This window comes from Nocardioides sp. GCM10030259 (assembly GCF_042666375.1).
In the GTDB taxonomy this organism is placed as follows: domain Bacteria; phylum Actinomycetota; class Actinomycetes; order Propionibacteriales; family Nocardioidaceae; genus Nocardioides.
In genome coordinates this window covers 125,838-141,130 of the sequence record NZ_JBHTDF010000019.1, presented here as the reverse complement: position 1 = coordinate 141,130, position 15,293 = coordinate 125,838, and the positions used below count along the sequence as shown (strand labels likewise).

At 73.8% G+C, this 15,293-nt stretch carries 15 protein-coding genes; 14 read left to right on the top strand and 1 reads right to left on the bottom strand.

From position 1 onward, the window contains the following. The first annotated feature begins 19 nt into the window (after positions 1 to 19). The 10 genes from ACFQQI_RS17000 to ACFQQI_RS16955 all read left to right on the top strand — a co-directional run bounded on the left by ACFQQI_RS17000 (position 20) and on the right by ACFQQI_RS16955 (position 8,133). A complete protein-coding gene (locus ACFQQI_RS17000) occupies positions 20 to 1,054 on the top strand; it encodes a 3-hydroxyacyl-CoA dehydrogenase NAD-binding domain-containing protein (RefSeq protein ID WP_378565998.1) in 1,035 nt (344 codons plus the stop codon). Further along, a complete protein-coding gene (locus ACFQQI_RS16995) occupies positions 1,042 to 1,422 on the top strand; it encodes a 6-pyruvoyl tetrahydropterin synthase family protein (protein ID WP_378565995.1) in 381 nt (126 codons plus the stop codon). The genes ACFQQI_RS17000 and ACFQQI_RS16995 overlap by 13 nt, the downstream gene beginning before the upstream one ends. Continuing rightward, positions 1,419 to 2,324, top strand: a complete 906-nt coding sequence (locus tag ACFQQI_RS16990; RefSeq protein ID WP_378565992.1) for a glycosyltransferase family 4 protein — start codon at positions 1,419 to 1,421, stop codon at positions 2,322 to 2,324. Before ACFQQI_RS16995 ends, ACFQQI_RS16990 begins: the two co-directional genes overlap by 4 nt. Continuing rightward, positions 2,321 to 3,076 carry a lysylphosphatidylglycerol synthase domain-containing protein gene (locus ACFQQI_RS16985; protein WP_378565989.1) on the top strand — a complete coding sequence of 252 codons (756 nt, stop codon included), beginning with the start codon at positions 2,321 to 2,323 and terminating at the stop codon, positions 3,074 to 3,076. Before ACFQQI_RS16990 ends, ACFQQI_RS16985 begins: the two co-directional genes overlap by 4 nt. Further along, entirely contained in the window at positions 3,069 to 3,764 is a 696-nt protein-coding gene (locus ACFQQI_RS16980) for a RibD family protein (protein ID WP_378565986.1), read from the top strand. Before ACFQQI_RS16985 ends, ACFQQI_RS16980 begins: the two co-directional genes overlap by 8 nt. 31 nt (positions 3,765 to 3,795) lie before the next feature. Further along, complete coding sequence (locus ACFQQI_RS16975) at positions 3,796 to 3,954, top strand: hypothetical protein (protein ID WP_378565983.1); 159 nt, start codon at positions 3,796 to 3,798, stop codon at positions 3,952 to 3,954. A 73-nt stretch (positions 3,955 to 4,027) separates the two neighbouring features. Then, entirely contained in the window at positions 4,028 to 5,992 is a 1,965-nt protein-coding gene (locus ACFQQI_RS16970; RefSeq protein WP_378565980.1) for a TIGR03960 family B12-binding radical SAM protein, read from the top strand. Positions 5,993 to 6,035: 43 nt separating this feature from the next. Further along, positions 6,036 to 6,878 (top strand): hypothetical protein, encoded by an 843-nt coding sequence (locus ACFQQI_RS16965; protein ID WP_378565977.1) that lies wholly within the window; start codon positions 6,036 to 6,038, stop codon positions 6,876 to 6,878. Then, positions 6,875 to 7,585, top strand: a complete 711-nt coding sequence (locus ACFQQI_RS16960; RefSeq protein WP_378565974.1) for a hypothetical protein — start codon at positions 6,875 to 6,877, stop codon at positions 7,583 to 7,585. Before ACFQQI_RS16965 ends, ACFQQI_RS16960 begins: the two co-directional genes overlap by 4 nt. Beyond that, entirely contained in the window at positions 7,582 to 8,133 is a 552-nt protein-coding gene (locus tag ACFQQI_RS16955) for a GNAT family N-acetyltransferase (RefSeq protein WP_378565971.1), read from the top strand. The genes ACFQQI_RS16960 and ACFQQI_RS16955 overlap by 4 nt, the downstream gene beginning before the upstream one ends. Here ACFQQI_RS16955 and ACFQQI_RS16950 read toward each other — a convergent pair. Then, the gene (locus tag ACFQQI_RS16950) at positions 8,039 to 9,280 is read right to left on the bottom strand and encodes an MFS transporter (protein ID WP_378565968.1); all 1,242 of its coding nucleotides are present in this window, start codon (positions 9,278 to 9,280) and stop codon (positions 8,039 to 8,041) included. The two genes, ACFQQI_RS16955 and ACFQQI_RS16950, sit on opposite strands and share 95 nt — an antisense overlap. A 51-nt stretch (positions 9,281 to 9,331) precedes the next feature. Between ACFQQI_RS16950 and ACFQQI_RS16945 the strand changes: the two genes are divergently transcribed. From ACFQQI_RS16945 to rplU, 4 genes are all read left to right on the top strand, one after another. Then, complete coding sequence (locus tag ACFQQI_RS16945; RefSeq protein WP_378565961.1) at positions 9,332 to 10,519, top strand: winged helix DNA-binding domain-containing protein; 1,188 nt, start codon at positions 9,332 to 9,334, stop codon at positions 10,517 to 10,519. 14 nt (positions 10,520 to 10,533) lie between these two features. After that, positions 10,534 to 11,256, top strand: a complete 723-nt coding sequence (locus ACFQQI_RS16940) for a TIGR03936 family radical SAM-associated protein (protein ID WP_378565958.1) — start codon at positions 10,534 to 10,536, stop codon at positions 11,254 to 11,256. Positions 11,257 to 11,659: 403 nt separating this feature from the next. Beyond that, entirely contained in the window at positions 11,660 to 14,779 is a 3,120-nt protein-coding gene (locus ACFQQI_RS16935) for an Rne/Rng family ribonuclease (protein WP_378565955.1), read from the top strand. A 169-nt stretch (positions 14,780 to 14,948) separates the two neighbouring features. Continuing rightward, on the top strand, positions 14,949 to 15,257 hold the full coding sequence (gene rplU / locus ACFQQI_RS16930; RefSeq protein ID WP_378565952.1) for a 50S ribosomal protein L21: 309 nt from the start codon (positions 14,949 to 14,951) through the stop codon (positions 15,255 to 15,257). Positions 15,258 to 15,293: the final 36 nt, after the last annotated feature.

The window sequence follows — 15,293 nt, the reverse complement described above, 5'->3', positions numbered from 1 at the left end:
CGCCTCCGTGTCTGGGGGTGTGACCAGCCATACGGCGCAGGCTCGGGTCCGGTTCACCGAGACGCGCACCGCGACGGCGTACTGGCTCCGCGAGCCCGGCCGGGGCGAGCTGCGCGTGGAGGACCTGCCCGAGCCCGGGACCGGCGAGGTGATGGTGCGCTCCCTCCACTCGGGCATCAGCCGAGGCACGGAGCTGCTGGTGCACCGCGGCGGCGTGCCGGCCGAGGAGCGCGACGCGATGCGGGCGCCGTTCCAGGCGGGCAGGTTCCCCGCCCCGGTCAAGTACGGCTACCTCTCCGTGGGGCGCGTGGAGGCGGGCCCGACGGAGCTGCGCGGCCGGACGGTGTTCTGCCTGCACCCGCACCAGACGGCGTACGTCGTCCCGGCCGACGCGGTCGTCCCGGTGCCCGACGGGGTGCCCGACCGCCGGGCCGTGCTGGCCGGCACCGTCGAGACCGCGCTCAACGCCGTCTGGGACCTGGGGCCCCTGCCCGGCGACCGGGTCGCGGTCGTGGGCGCCGGGATGGTCGGGTGCAGCGTCGCGCGGCTGCTGGCCCGGATCCCGGAGGTCGAGGTGACGCTCGTCGACGTCGACCCCGATCGCGCCGACGTGGCGCGCGCCCTGGGAGCCGCGTTCGCGGCGCCGGAGGAGGCGCCGGGCGACCTGGACGCCGTCGTGCACACGAGCGCCACCGCGGCCGGGCTCCAGCGCTCCCTCGACCTGCTCGCTCCGGAGGGCACCGTGCTCGACCTCAGCTGGTACGGCGACCAGCGGGTGCAGCTCTCGCTCGGCGGGGCGTTCCACGTACGTCGGCTGGCGGTGCGGGCCAGCCAGGTGGGCGCGGTCTCGCCCGCGCGCCGGCACCGGCACAGCCACGCCGACCGGCTCGCCCTGGCGCTGCGGCTGCTCCGCGACCCGGCGTTCGACGCGCTGCTGACCGGCGAGTCCGACTTCGCGGACCTGCCCGCGACGATGGCCGCGCTGGCGGCCGGGCGACTGCCGGGCCTCTGCCACACCGTCGTCTATCCCGGGGAGCCCGCATGTACACCGTGACCGTGCGCGACCACATGATGATCGCGCACAGCCTGCGTGGCGAGGTCTTCGGTCCCGCGCAGCGCCTGCACGGCGCGACGTACGTCGTCGACGCGGCGTTCTCGGGGCCCGAGCTCGGCCCGGACGGCATCCTGCTCGACATCGGCGCGGCGACCGACCTGCTGCGCGAGGTTCTGGGCGGGCTCACCTACCGCAACCTCGACGACGACCCCGGGCTCGCCGGCGCCAACACCACGACCGAGGTGCTCGCCCGGACCGTCGCCGACCGGCTCGCCGCGGGGGCGGCCGCGCTCGGCCCGGCGACCCGCCTGGTCGTGACCCTCCACGAGTCGCATGTCGCCTGGGCGAGCTACGAGAGGTCGCTGTGACCGTCCACGTGGTGCGCCCCGAGGGCGTCGACGACCCGTCCCGGCCGAGCGGCGGGAACGTCTACGACCGTCGGGTGGTCGACGGACTCGGTGCCGTCGAGCACGCCACGACCGCGACCGTGCCCGAGGGGGCGGTGGCCCTCGTCGACGGACTGCTGTCGTCGGCCGACCTGCTCGCCGAGACCGACCGCCTGCGGGTCGTCGTGCTCGTGCACACGCCGCGCGAGGAGCCCTGGGAGCGCGCGGTGCTGCGCGCGGCAGCCGGCGTCGTGACGACCAGCCGCTGGACCCGCGGGTGGCTGCTCGAGCACTACGGACTGGCTCCGGACCGGGTGTTCGTCGCCGAGCCCGGGGTCGATGCCGCCCCGCTGGCGCCGGGGTCCGCGGACGGCGCCGCCCTGCTCAGCGTCGGGGCCGTCACCCGGATCAAGGGGTACGACGTGCTCGCCGCAGCGCTCGCCACGCTCGACGACCTGGCGTGGACCTGCCGCGGAGTCGGGGCCACCACGATCGAGCCCGCCTTCGCGGCCGGGCTCGGGCCGGCCGTCCGGCTGACCGGACCGCTGTCCCGCGCCGACCTCGACGCGGCGTACGCCGAGGCCGACCTGCTCGTGCTCGCCTCGCGGGCCGAGACCTACGGCATGGTCGTGACCGAGGCGCTCGCGCACGGCGTACCGGTCGTCGCGAGCGACGTCGGGGGAGTGCGCGAGGCCGTCGGGGCCGCCGGCGTGCTGGTGCCGCCCGGAGACGCGGTCGCGCTCGCCGGTGCGCTGCGCACCTGGCTCACCGACCCCGACCATCGCGCGTGCCTCCGCGCCGCGGCCCGCGACCGGCGCGAGACGTTGACCGGCTGGGAGCGCACGACCGCGCTGGTCGCTGCGGCCCTGGGGGCGCTGCGATGAGTCGACGGCTGCGGGTGCTCGGCGGGGCGGTCGTCCTCGCGGCCGTCGTGTGGTGGGTCGGCCCGGCGCCGTTCGTCGACGCGGTGCGCTCGGCCGGTCCGGCGGCGCTGGCGGCCGCGGTGGCGATCACGGCCGTCACGACCGTGTGCTGCGCGTGGCGCTGGCGGGTGCTCGCGCGCCGGCTGGGCGCCGAGGTCCCGATGGGCGAGGCGGTGGCGGCCTACTACCGCTCGCAGTTCCTGAACGCGACCCTGCCCGGCGGAGTCGTCGGCGACGTGCACCGGGCCGCCCGCCACGGGGCGCTGCCGGTGGTGGCCGACCGGGGGACCGGCCAGGTCGTGCAGGCGGTCGCGGCGGGCGCCGTGCTGCTGGTCGGCCCGGCGCCGTGGGCGTCGGCACTGCTCGCGGTGGCGATCGTCGCCGCCCTGGCCCGGTGGCCGGTGGTGGTCGCAGCCTCGCTGGTCGCAGCGTCCGGGCATGTCGTCGTCTTCCTCGTCGCCGCCCGCGCAGCCGGCACCGACGCGCCGCTCACCGAGCTGCTGCCGCTCGCCCTGCTGGTGATGCTGGCGGCCGCCGTACCCCTCAACGTCGCCGGCTGGGGTCCGCGCGAGGGCGTGGCCGCGGCGGCGTTCGCGACGGCCGGTCTCGGCGCCGCGCAGGGCGCCACCGTCGCCGTGCTCTACGGCGTGCTGGCCCTGGTGGCCACCCTGCCCGGGGCCGTCCTCTGGACGAGGGGAGTGGTCCGTGCCTGAGCGCCCGTACACCCTGCTGAGCTGCGCGATGTCGCTCGACGGCTACCTCGACCGCGCCGGTGCGGAGCGGCTGGTGCTGTCCGGTGAGGCCGACCTCGACCGCGTCGACGAGGTCCGCGCGGGCTGCGACGCGATCCTGGTCGGCGCGACGACGGTCCGTCGCGACAACCCCCGGCTCCTGGTGCATTGCCCGGAGCGGCGCGAGGAGCGGGTCGCGCGCGGGCTGAAGCCGTCGCCGGTCAAGGTCACCGTGACGTGCGGCGCCGAGCTCGACCCGTCCGCCCGGTTCTTCACCACCGGGGAGTCCGAGAAGCTCGTCTACTGCCCCGACGACCGGGTCGGCGCGGCCGGCACCCGGCTCGGCGCGGTCGCGACGATCGTCGGCGGCGGGCCGCGCGTCTCGATGCGCCGGCTGAGCGAGGACCTGCACGACCGCGGCGTGGGCCGGCTCATGGTCGAGGGCGGCGGCACCGTGCTCACCCAGTTCCTGGCCGACGACCTCGCCGATGAGCTGCACCTCGTGGTCGCGCCGTTCTTCGTCGGCGACTCGCGGGCGCGCCGGTTCGTCGACGACGGCGCGTTCCCGTTCGGGCCCGGACATCCCGCCGAGCTCGCTGACGTACGCCGGGTGGACGACGTGGTGCTGCTGCGATACGCGCTCTCGGCCCGCTTCCGGGACAGCGCGTGACGGCCTCGTCGGCCGTGCTTGGATGGAGCGCATGACGCAACGTGAGCCGGAGGCCGAGGTCGTCGACGCCGTGCAGCACATCGCGAACAGGTACGGCGCACGCGGGCTGGAGGACCTGATCGTCCTCGCCGAGCAGGAGCTGGTCGCGGCCCGCAAGGCGCTCGAGGAGCTGGGCACCGACTCCGACTGACGGTTCGGCCCAGCGCCGCGCCGCGTCGTACCCTTGGTTGTTCCGCCAAGTGTCGATCCTGCGAGGTAGTTGCATGTCCGCGCCCACGAGCGCCCCCGAGTCGGTCTTCTCTCGGCTCGAGCCCCGGCTCCCGTCGGTGTCGAAGCCGATCCAGTACGTCGGCGGCGAGCTCAACTCCACGGTCAAGGACTGGGACTGCGCACCCGACGGCCCCACCGTCCGCTGGGCGCTGATGTATCCCGACGCCTACGAGGTCGGGCTGCCCAACCAGGGCGTGCAGATCCTCTACGAAGTGCTCAACGAGCGCGACTGGATCGTGGCGGAGCGCACCTACTCCGTGTGGCCCGACATGGAGCAGGTGATGCGCGAGGGCGACATCCCGCAGTTCACCGTCGACGCGCACCGGCCGGTGAAGGCGTTCGACGTCTTCGGCCTCAGCTTCTCGACCGAGCTCGGCTACACCAACATGCTCAACGCCCTCGACCTCGCGGGCATCCCGATCCACTCGGCCGACCGCAGCGACGACGACCCGATCGTGCTCGCTGGCGGCCACGCGGCGTTCAACCCGGAGCCGATCGCCGACTTCCTCGACGCCGCCGTCCTCGGTGACGGCGAGGAGGTCGTGCTCGCGATCTCCGAGGTCGTGCGCGACTGGAAGGCGGAGGACTGCCCGGGCGGTCGCGACGAGCTGCTGCGGCGGCTCGCGGTCAGCGGCAACATCTACGTGCCGCGCTTCTACGACGTCACGTACGCCGCCGACGGCACCATCGAGGCGGTCGTGCCCAACCGGCCCGGGATCCCGTTCCGGGTCCGCAAGCACACGCTGATGGACCTCGACGCCTGGCCCTACCCGGCCAAGCCGCTGGTGCCGCTCGCCGAGACCGTGCACGAGCGCTTCTCGGTCGAGATCTTCCGGGGCTGCACCCGCGGCTGCCGGTTCTGCCAGGCCGGCATGATCACCCGCCCGGTGCGGGAGCGGTCGATCGAGACCATCGGCAACATGGTCGAGAACGGCATCCGCAAGTCCGGCTTCGAGGAGGTCGGCCTGCTGTCCCTGTCGAGCGCCGACCACACCGAGATCGGCGACGTCGCCAAGGGCCTCGCCGACCGGTACGACGGCTCCAACGTCTCGCTGTCGCTGCCGTCGACCCGTGTCGACGCCTTCAACATCACGCTCGCCAACGAGTTCTCCCGCAACGGCCGCCGCTCCGGCCTCACGTTCGCCCCGGAGGGCGGCTCGGAGCGGATGCGCAAGGTGATCAACAAGATGGTCACCGAGGAGGACCTGATCCGGACCGTCGCCACGGCGTACTCCCACGGCTGGCGACAGGTGAAGCTGTACTTCATGTGCGGCCTCCCGACCGAGACCGACGACGACGTGCTCGCGATCGCCGAGCTCGCCAAGAAGGTGATCGCGAAGGGCCGCGAGGTCTCCGGGCGCAACGACATCCGCTGCACTGTCTCGATCGGCGGCTTCGTGCCCAAGCCGCACACGCCGTTCCAGTGGGCCGCGCAGCTCGACCACGAGACGACCGACGAGCGGCTGAAGAAGCTGCGCGACACCGTCCGCGAGGACAAGCGCTTCGGCCGCGCGATCGGCTTCCGCTACCACGACGGCAAGCCCGGCATCATCGAGGGACTGCTCTCGCGCGGCGACCGCCGGGTCGGCCGGATCATCGAGCAGGTCTGGCGCGACGGCGGCCGCTTCGACGGCTGGAGCGAGCACTTCTCCTTCGACCGCTGGGTCGAGTCCTCCGAGAAGGGCCTGGCCGGCACCGGCATCGACCTCGAGTGGTTCACCACCCGTGAGCGCGAGTACGACGAGGTGCTGCCCTGGGACCACCTCGACTCCGGGCTCGACAAGGACTGGCTGTGGGCCGACTGGGAGGACGCGCTCGCCGCCGCCGACGGCGCGGACATCGAGGTCGAGGACTGCCGCTGGACGCCCTGCTACGACTGCGGTGTGTGCCCTGAGATGGGCACCGAGATCCAGATCGGCCCCACGGGTCAGAAGCTGCTCCCGCTCAGCGTGGTCTAGGGGTCCCGCTGGCCGAGGGCCACCTCTGCCAGAATGCTCGCCCGTGAGCCATCTGCTGGACCTCGGTTCCCGGAAGTTCTGGCGGATCGCAGGACGCTCGGTCGACCTCGACGGCCGCGAGTCGTGGCTGGCCGCGCCGATGAGCCGGTCGGCGAGGGTCGCCGACGCCTGGCTCGACGCCGAGGCGGCGCGACGCCACGGCCACCTGGAGCCCGACCGTCCGACGGCGGGCCTGCTGTCCACCATGGCGGCGCTCGACGGGCCCGGCTTCGACGCCGCCCGGCTGCGTCCCGAGATCCGCGACTTCTATGAGCGAACGGCAGCGTGGCAGATGGAGGTGTGGACCGCGTGGTCGCCGGTGTTCTGGCCCGCCGGTGAGCTCGTCTCCCGCGTCTACGGCAGGCGCGTCGAGCAGCTGGCCCTCCCCATGCGGCCGCTGGACGTCGCACGCGGCATGGACAGCAGGATCACCCTGATCCGCGACGGCGACGGCGCCCAGGTCGGCGCCGCGTGGATCCGGACCCTGCGGGCCAGTGGCCGCCACGCGTTCAGCGGGTGCTACTCGACCCGCACGCTGCCCGGGGCCGGCCGGCCGAGCGTCCACGTCGCGTTCCCGCTCGAGTCGGGGAACGTCCAGGTCCTGCTCCGGCCGTCGATCACCGACGACGGCGGCCTGGTCCTCGAGTCGCCGCTCGGGCGCTTCGGGGAGGACGGCGCATACGTCGTGGTCAGCGACCACGGGCGCACGTACGCCGCCCGCGCACCGCTGCACGAGACCTTCCACGTGTTCGTCGACCGGTACGGCGTGCTGCGCACCGACCACGAGATCCGCCTGCGCAGCAGGTGGGCGGTCCGCCTGCACTACAAGCTGGAACCGAAGCCGTGACCGTCCACACCTTCCACCTGGCCGAGCTCCCCGCCGTCGTGGGCGCGCGGGTGCTGGCCCGTCCGCCGTCGGCCGGCTCGGTGCCGGGCCTCGACCACGCCGAGTGCCTGGCACTCATGCGGCTCGGCGCCCCCACGGTCTCACCGGACCGGCTGCAGCTGCGCCGGATGGCCGTCTTCGCCCAGTGGAGCGACGAGGCGGCGCTCGACCGCTACCTCGAGGTGGACCCGGTCGGCCGGCGCCTGGCGACCGGCTGGCACGTGCGCCTGGAGTTCCTGCGCCGGTGGTCGACGCTGGCCGCGCTCCCCGACCTCCCTGCCCGCGCAGGGGCGTGGAGCAGGGACGAGCCCGTCGTCGCCGTCACCGTCGCCCGGATGCGCCTGCCCGAGGTGCCTCGGTTCCTGCACTGGGGCAGGCCCGTCGAGCGGCTCGTCCGCGACCACCCGGGCGTGACCCTCGCGCTGGCCGGCCTCCGGCCGCCGCGGACGGTCTCGACGTTCTCGGTCTGGCGGTCGGTGCGCGAGATGGAGGCGATGGTCCACGGCCGCTCGGCCGTCACCGAGCCGGACCGGCACGCCGCCGCCATGGCCGAGCGGCGCCGCCGGGACTTCCACCACGAGTTCGCGACGTACCGGTTCCGGCCGCTGTCCGAGCACGGCGCCTGGGAGGGCCGGACCGGCATCGTGCCACTACGGTCGTCGACGTGACGGACCTCGGTGACGTTCCCTGGCCGCCCGAGCCGATCCGGACCGAGCGCCTCGTGCTCCGTGCGCCGGAGGCGCGGGACCGGGCTGCGTTCATCGAGCTGTTCGCCTCACCGGAGGTGAACGCCTACCTCGGTGGCGCCCAGCCGCGGGACGAGCTCGAGCGCGACGTACCTGAGGTGCCCGCGCAGTCCCCGGGGAGCTTCGTCGTCGATCGTGACGGAGCGATGATCGGCCAGGTCCTGCTCAAGCAGGATGCGCTGAGGTGCCCGTCGGCGGCCGGCAAGGTCGATCTCGGCTACCTCTTCCTGCCGGAGGCCTGGGGATCCGGGTACGCCGCCGAGGCGTGCTCGGCCGCGCTCGACTGGATCGCCGGCGTGCGTCCCGGCGAACCGGTGGTGCTCGCGACCCAGACCGCCAACGCCGCGTCGATGAGCCTGGCGGCGAGGCTCGGGTTCACCGAGGTGGAGCGGTTCGAGGCGTGGTCGGCTGAGCAGTGGCTGGGGGTGTGGACCCCGGCAGCTGGTCCTCGACGTAGATCGGCCGGGTGACGTACGCCGCGAGCGCGAACAGCGGCAGCGCGAGCAGCAGCATCAGCAGGAGCGGCAGGTCCCAGCCGCCGGTGGCGTCGTGCACGACGCCGATCGCGAACGGCCCGCCGACGGCGACGAGGTAGCCCGCGGACTGGGTGAACGCGGACAGGGCGGCCGTGCCCTGCGGCGTCCTGGCCCGCAGCCCGATCAGCGTCAGGATCAGCGGGAAGGTCACGGTGCCGACGCCGACGACGACCGCCCACAGCGGGGCGAGCGAGTACGGCGCGACCATCAGCCCGACGTACCCGATCGGGTAGGTGCCGATGACGACGAAGAGCACCCGCCAGGGCGTGGCCGACCGGGCCAGCACGTTGGGCAGCCACAGCGACAGCGGGATCGAGGTGCCGGCGACCAGGCCGGCGAGCACGCCGGCGGTCGTCGCGCCGTACCCGCTGTCGCGCCACAGCTGCGCGAACCAGCCGAAGATCGCGTACGCCTGGAGCGACTGGAGGCCGAAGAACAGCGCCATCGCGCCACCGAGGCGGGTCCGCGCGACGTCGCCGAATGAGATCGTCCGGGGCGTGGTCTCGAGGTTGCGGTCGTGCGCGGCGAGCCCGATCCAGGGGAGGGCGGCGACCGCGGCGACCAGTGCCCACGCGCCCAGGCCCCAGCGCCAGCCTCCGAGCGCGTCCGAGATCGGCACCGTCAGCACCAGCGCGGCCGTGAGACCGGTCGACAGGGCGGTCGTGTAGATCGCGGTCATCAGCCCGATCCGGTCGGGGAAGTGCAGCTTCACCAGCGACGGCATCAGCACGTTCGCCATCGCCATGCCCGCGAGAGCGAGCAGCGAGAGCAGCAGGAACAGCGCCTCGCTGTGCGTGATCGCCCGCCCGCCCAGGCCGAGCACCACCGCGACCAGCGCGAGGAGCGTCACGCGGTGCACGCCGATCCGGTGCGCGGCGGCCGGCGCCAGCGCGCCGAAGAAGGCGAAACCGAGCACGGGCAGCGACGTCAGCAGGCCGGCGGTGGGGCCGCTCATCGAGAACGCGTCGCGCACCTCCGCGAGCACGGGCCCGACGCTGACGGCGGCCGGACGGAGGTTGACCGAGACGAGCACGATGCCGACCAGGACCAGGATGACCGCGCGCCGGGAGGAGGTGCTCACCGACCGATCGTGTCAGCAGCACTGTCGGCGGCCTCCGGCAGGATGGCTCACATGCGCCGGATCTGTGACGTAGAGCGCCGTCACCGCCTGGCTCGGCGGCACGCCCTGGCGCCGGGGCACCGCCTGGGCGACCCCGAGGCGGCGACGCGGGCGATGACCGTGCTGCACGCGACCGAGGCGGCCTCGGTCCACCTCGCCCTCTGGTCCCGCGTCGACGGCCTCACCGTCGACGACGTGGAGAGCGCGCTGTACGACGACCGCACGCTCGTCAAGCAGCTCGCGATGCGCCGCACGCTCTTCGTCTTCCCGCGCGACCTGCTGCCCGCCGCGTGGGGGAGCGCCTCGGCGCGGGTCGCGGCGCAGCAGCGCGCGCAGGTCGCGAAGTGGATCGTCGGGGCAGGGATCACCACCGACGCGGACGCGTGGATCGCGAAGGCGAACGCCGACGTGCTCGACGTCCTCGCCGACGAGGTGCCGCGGAGCACGGCCGACCTGCGCGCGCTCGTGCCCGAGCTCCAGGGACGATTCACCATCGGCGACCCGGACAAGAAGTGGGGCGGCGACTTCCCGATCGGGCGCTGGGTCATCGGCACGCTCGCGGCCGAGGGCCGGCTGCTGCGGGCGACCAACGCGGGGCACTGGCGCCTCAACAAGCCGACGTGGACGACGACCGCGACCTGGCTGGGCGAGACGTCCGAGCCATGGTCGACGGACCAGGGGTACGCCGAGCTCGTGCGCCGCTGGCTGGCCACCTTCGGCCCCGGCACCGAGGCCGACATCGTGTGGTGGCTCGGCTCGACCAAGACGGCAGTGCGCAAGGCGCTCGCCGAGGTCGGCGCGGTCCAGGTCGAGCTCGACGGCGACGAGGCCGGCTGGGTGCTCGCCGGCGATGACGACCCCGTCGACGCGGTCGAGCCGTGGGCCGCGCTGCTGCCGACGCTCGACCCCACGGTCATGGGCTGGCGCGGGCGGTCGTTCTACCTCGACGCCGCGCACACGCCGTACCTCTTCGACTCCAACGGCAACGCCGGCAACACCGCCTGGTGGGACGGCCGGATCGTGGGCTGCTGGGTGCAGGACCCCGACGCCGTGGTCGTGCCGGTGCTGCGCGAGGACGTCGGCTCCGATGCCCGGGCGGCGCTGGACGCCGAGGCCGCCCGGCTCACCGCGTGGCTCGACGGCGTCCGCATCACCAACGTCTACGCCTCACCGCAGATGAAGGGCGCCGTGCTCGGCTGACCTACGGTTGGTCCGTGCGCGACCAGCCCGAGCAGCAGGCCCCTCCCGTCCAGCGGCTGCGGATCCGCTACGCCAAGCGCGGGCGGCTCCGCTTCACCAGCCACCGCGACTTCAGCCGGGCGTTCGAGCGGGCGATCTTCCGGGCGCGGGTGCCGATGGCCTACTCATCCGGGTTCAACCCGCACCCGCGCATCTCCTACGCCGGCGCCGCGCCGACGGGGTCCGCCAGCGAGGCGGAGTACCTCGAGATCGCCCTCGCCGAGGTCGTCGACCCGGCGGTCGTGCAGGGCCAGCTCGAGGAGGCGCTTCCCGACGGACTCGACGTGCTCGAGGTCGTCGAGTCGCCCGGCGGAGCCCTCGCCGACCTGTTGCAGGGGAGCCGGTGGCAGATCGACCTCGACGTGGACCCCGCGGCCGCGCGGGCCGCGGTGGACGCCCTGCTCGCAGCCGACACCGTGCTCGTCGAGCGGATGACGAAGAAGGGGCTTCGCGAGTTCGACTGCCGGGCCGCCGTCGTCTCGCTCGCCGTGGCCGCGCCGCCCGCCGAGCGTCCGGAGGGCGCCCGGCTCGACCTGGTGCTGCGCCACGGCGTACCCGCCGTCCGTCCGGACGACGTCCTCTCGGGGCTCGCCTCCGTCGCGGGGCTCGAGCCGGCCGGTGCGCCGCTGCTGACGCGCCTGGCGCAGGGGCCGCTGGACGAGGAGACCGGGACGGTCGGCGACCCGCTCTCGAGCTGAGCCTGGACCCACCGCTCTCCGCCTGCTGCGACGGCGGCCATCGGCGGGTCCAGGCTCACGTTGCCGGGTCCCGCCCGGACGTGTGCGATACTCGCCGTGGTCGATCCGGGCACCCTGTCCGGGCAGACCCGACGACGTTCTCGCCGGACCCCCGTGGCCCGGCACACCACGAGACGCGATCGTCGCCAGACCGCGACGCGGCCGGCAGGTCGGTGACAGCGACCCGCCACAGGTCCCACAGGACCGCGCCCAGCGACCGCGGCAGGTGGCGAATGGTGTCCCGCGGTGACGCGCAGCGGAGGGTGTCGCCGCCACACGAAGGCTTTGCGTCACTCGCTCTGGGTACTCGGGCGAGCGGCGTCGGACCGCCCGCCATGAGGCGCGGGCGCTAGGAGTGCACCAGATGGCCGACGACCTCCGGGCCGAAGCAGCAGAACCCGCCACCACGCCGGCCCAGGCCGGCGAGCCGCCGGCCGAGAAGCCGGCGAAGAAGGCGGCCGCGAAGAAGACCGCCGCGAAGAAGACGACCGCCAAGAAGGCGGCCGCGAAGAAGACCACCGCGAAGAAGGCAGCCGCCGCGCCCGCCGCCGAGGAGCAGCTCGACCTCGGTGTCGAGGCTCCCGCCCCCGCGAAGAAGGCCACCAGGAAGGCCCCGGCCAAGCCCGCCAAGAAGGCCCCCGCCAAGAAGGCCGCCGAGGCTCCGGTCGCGGTGACCGAGGCGGAGGCGACCGAGGGGCCGCACGGCGACCCGACGGCGACCGCACTGCTCTTCCAGGCGCCCGAGCCCGCGAAGAAGACCCCGGCGCGGCGTACGCGCAAGGCGGCCGCGGCAGCCGACGAGACGCCGGCGGAGGGCACCGTGCCGCCCGCCGACGAGGCCGCCGCCGAGACGCCGGCGGCCCAGAAGCCGAAGAAGAAGGCCGCCAAGAAGACCACCGCCAAGAAGACGGCCACGAAGGGCGCACCCGCCAAGGAGGCCACCGACAAGGCGGCCGAGAAGCCGACCGACAAGCCGACCGAGAAGCCGACCGAGGAGCCGGCGTCCGAGCCCGCCGAGGACGCCACCGCCGAGGGCGAGGGCGAGACCGAGGAGCAGGGCGGCGAGGGCACCGGGTCCGGCCGGCGCCGGCGCCGCCGCGGTGGTCGCCGTCGGCGCAAGTCAGGCGACTCCTCGGGCGAGGCCGGCGACAGCGCCGACGACGCCGAGGCCGCCGAGGGCGACACCGACGAGGCCGGCGACGACACGTCCGGCGCCGAGGAGGGCCAGGGCGAGAGCTCGTCGTCCCGCCGCCGACGCCGCCGGCGCCGCGCCGGCGAGGAGGGCGGCGACGCCACCGACGACCCGGAGAACACCGTGACCCGGGTGCGCTCGAAGCGCTCCGTCGAGGACGAGATCACCGCGGTCACCGGCTCGACCCGGCTCGAGGCGAAGAAGCAGCGCCGTCGCGAGGGCCGCGAGGCGGGCCGCCGCCGGGCGCCGATCGTCAGCGAGGCGGAGTTCCTCGCCCGCCGCGAGGCCGTCGACCGCGTGATGGTGATCCGCCAGCGCCAGGACCTCACCCAGATCGGCGTGCTCGAGGACCGCGTGCTGGTCGAGCACTACGTCGCCCGCGAGTCGCAGACCTCGCTGATCGGCAACGTCTACCTCGGCCGGGTCCAGAACGTCCTGCCCTCCATGGAGGCGGCGTTCATCGACATCGGCAAGGGCCGCAACGCGGTCCTCTACGCCGGCGAGGTGAACTGGTCCGCGCTCGGCCACAAGGACGGCCAACCCCGCAAGATCGAGTCGGTCCTCTCGTCCGGCCAGACCGTGCTGGTGCAGGTCACCAAGGACCCCGTCGGCCACAAGGGCGCCCGCCTGACCAGCCAGATCAGCCTGGCCGGCCGGTTCCTGGTCTACGTCCCCGACGGCACCACGAGCGGCATCTCCCGCAAGCTCCCCGACACCGAGCGCAACCGCCTCAAGGCGCTGCTCAAGGAGATCGTCCCCGACTCCGCCGGCGTCATCGTGCGCACCGCGGCCGAGGGCGCCAGCGAGGACGAGCTGACCCGCGACGTCGAGCGCCTCAAGGCTCGCTGGGAGGACATCGAGGGCAAGGCGAGGGGCAGCGCGCCGCAGCTCCTGTACGGCGAGCCCGACCTGACCCTCAAGGTCGTCCGCGACCTCTTCACCGAGGACTTCTCCAAGCTCGTCATCCAGGGTGACGACGCCTGGGACACCGTGCAGGGGTACGTCGCGCACGTCGCGCCGGACCTCGAGGAGCGGCTGGTCCGCTACGACCCCGGGCCGGACGGCCAGGGCGGCAAGGCCGACGTGTTCGCGGAGTACCGCATCGACGAGCAGATCTCGAAGGGCCTCGACCGCAAGGTCTGGCTGCCCTCGGGTGGCTCGCTGATCATCGACCGCACCGAGGCGATGACCGTCGTCGACGTCAACACCGGCAAGTTCACCGGCTCTGGCGGCAACCTCGAGGAGACCGTCACCAAGAACAACCTCGAGGCCGCTGAGGAGATCGTCCGCCAGCTCCGGCTGCGCGACATCGGCGGCATCATCGTCGTCGACTTCATCGACATGGTCCTCGAGTCCAACCGCGACCTGGTGCTGCGCCGCCTCGTCGAGTGCCTGGGCCGTGACCGGACCCGTCACCAGGTCGCGGAGGTCACCTCGCTCGGCCTGGTCCAGATGACGCGCAAGCGCATCGGCACCGGCCTGGTCGAGGCGTTCAGCGAGAACTGCCAGCACTGCCAGGGACGCGGCGTGGTCATCCACGACGCCCCGGTGGAGCCGAAGGGCTCCGAGGAGGAGCCGCGTCGCGGACGTCGCGGACGTGGCCGCGGGCGCGGGCAGGACCAGGAGAGCGGCAACGGCGGGAACGGCGGTGCTCCGAAGCCGCCGTCGCCCAAGGACGTCGCCGCCATGGCACGCCCGGAGGCGGAGCCCGAGGCCGAGCCGGCCGCCGACGAGGCCACGGACAAGGCCACAGACAAGGCCGCGGAGAAGACCTCTGAGAAGGCCGCCGAAGAGACGGCCGCCGAGGTGGTCGAGCCCGTCGAGACCCCCGCACCCGAGCAGCCCGCGGAGCCCGAGGCGCCCAAGGTGACGACGCGCACCCGCAGTCGCCGCGCCGCGAGCCGCCCCGCCGCCGCGCCCGAGCAGGTGGCCGAGCCCGTGGTCGAGCAGCCGGTGGTCGAACAGCCGGTGGTCGAGCCCGTCGAGACCCCGGAGCCGGACGCCCAGCCCGAGGCCGCACCCGAGCCCCCGAAGGTCGTGACCCGCAGTCGCGGCCGCCGGGCGAGCCGTCCGGCCGGACCGCCGGTGGAGACGGCCGACGAGACGGCCGACGAGACGGCCGGCGAGACCCTGCCGCCGCCCCCGGGCGCCGTGGGCAGCGTCGGTGCGCCCCCGGCGGACGGCGCGGTGGAGCCCGGAACGAGCGACGCCGAGCCCGGCGCCTCCACGGAGGAGGAGCCGCCGCACGTCGAGCACGTCCCGATCAAGAAGAAGGGCTCGCGCAAGCGGTGACCCGCGCGAGGCGCGGGCCGGGGCGCGGTTTTGCCCTCGACGGGTCGCGTCCGTAGTATTGACCCTCGGTGCGCGCTCAGGGGCGCGCCCTCTCTGTGCGGCGCCGCCCAGCGTTGCGCCCCAGACCAGACGTTCCAGTTCAGCTGAGAGATCGACGAAGGAGACCGCGGTGTACGCGATCGTGCGCGCTGGCGCCACCCAGCAGAAGGTTGCCGTGGGCGACGTCATCGAGATCGACAAGGTCGCGACCGCTGTCGGCGAGACCCTCTCCCTCCCGGTCCTGATGGTCGTCGACGGCGAGAAGGTCACCTCCGACGCCGCCAAGCTCGGCAAGGCGTCCGTGACCGCCGAGGTCCTCGGTGGCACCAAGGGCCCGAAGATCATCATCCAGAAGTACAAAAACAAGACCGGCTACAAGAAGCGCCAGGGTCACCGCCAGAAGTACACCCAGGTCAAGGTCACGGCGATCAACGCCTGATCAGGCCGATCGCACCAACGACTCCCTCGAAGGACT

Excerpts from the sequence above, each read along its gene's own strand:
- ACFQQI_RS16995 (WP_378565995.1), top strand. The coding sequence starts at position 1,042 with ATGTACACCGTGACCGTGCGCGACCACATGATGATCGCGCACAGCCTG.
- ACFQQI_RS16975 (WP_378565983.1), top strand. The coding sequence starts at position 3,796 with ATGACGCAACGTGAGCCGGAGGCCGAGGTCGTCGACGCCGTGCAGCAC.
- ACFQQI_RS16945 (WP_378565961.1), top strand. The coding sequence starts at position 9,332 with ATGCGCCGGATCTGTGACGTAGAGCGCCGTCACCGCCTGGCTCGGCGG.
- ACFQQI_RS16985 (WP_378565989.1), top strand. The coding sequence starts at position 2,321 with ATGAGTCGACGGCTGCGGGTGCTCGGCGGGGCGGTCGTCCTCGCGGCC.
- ACFQQI_RS16970 (WP_378565980.1), top strand. The coding sequence starts at position 4,028 with ATGTCCGCGCCCACGAGCGCCCCCGAGTCGGTCTTCTCTCGGCTCGAG.
- ACFQQI_RS16935 (WP_378565955.1), top strand. The coding sequence starts at position 11,660 with ATGGCCGACGACCTCCGGGCCGAAGCAGCAGAACCCGCCACCACGCCG.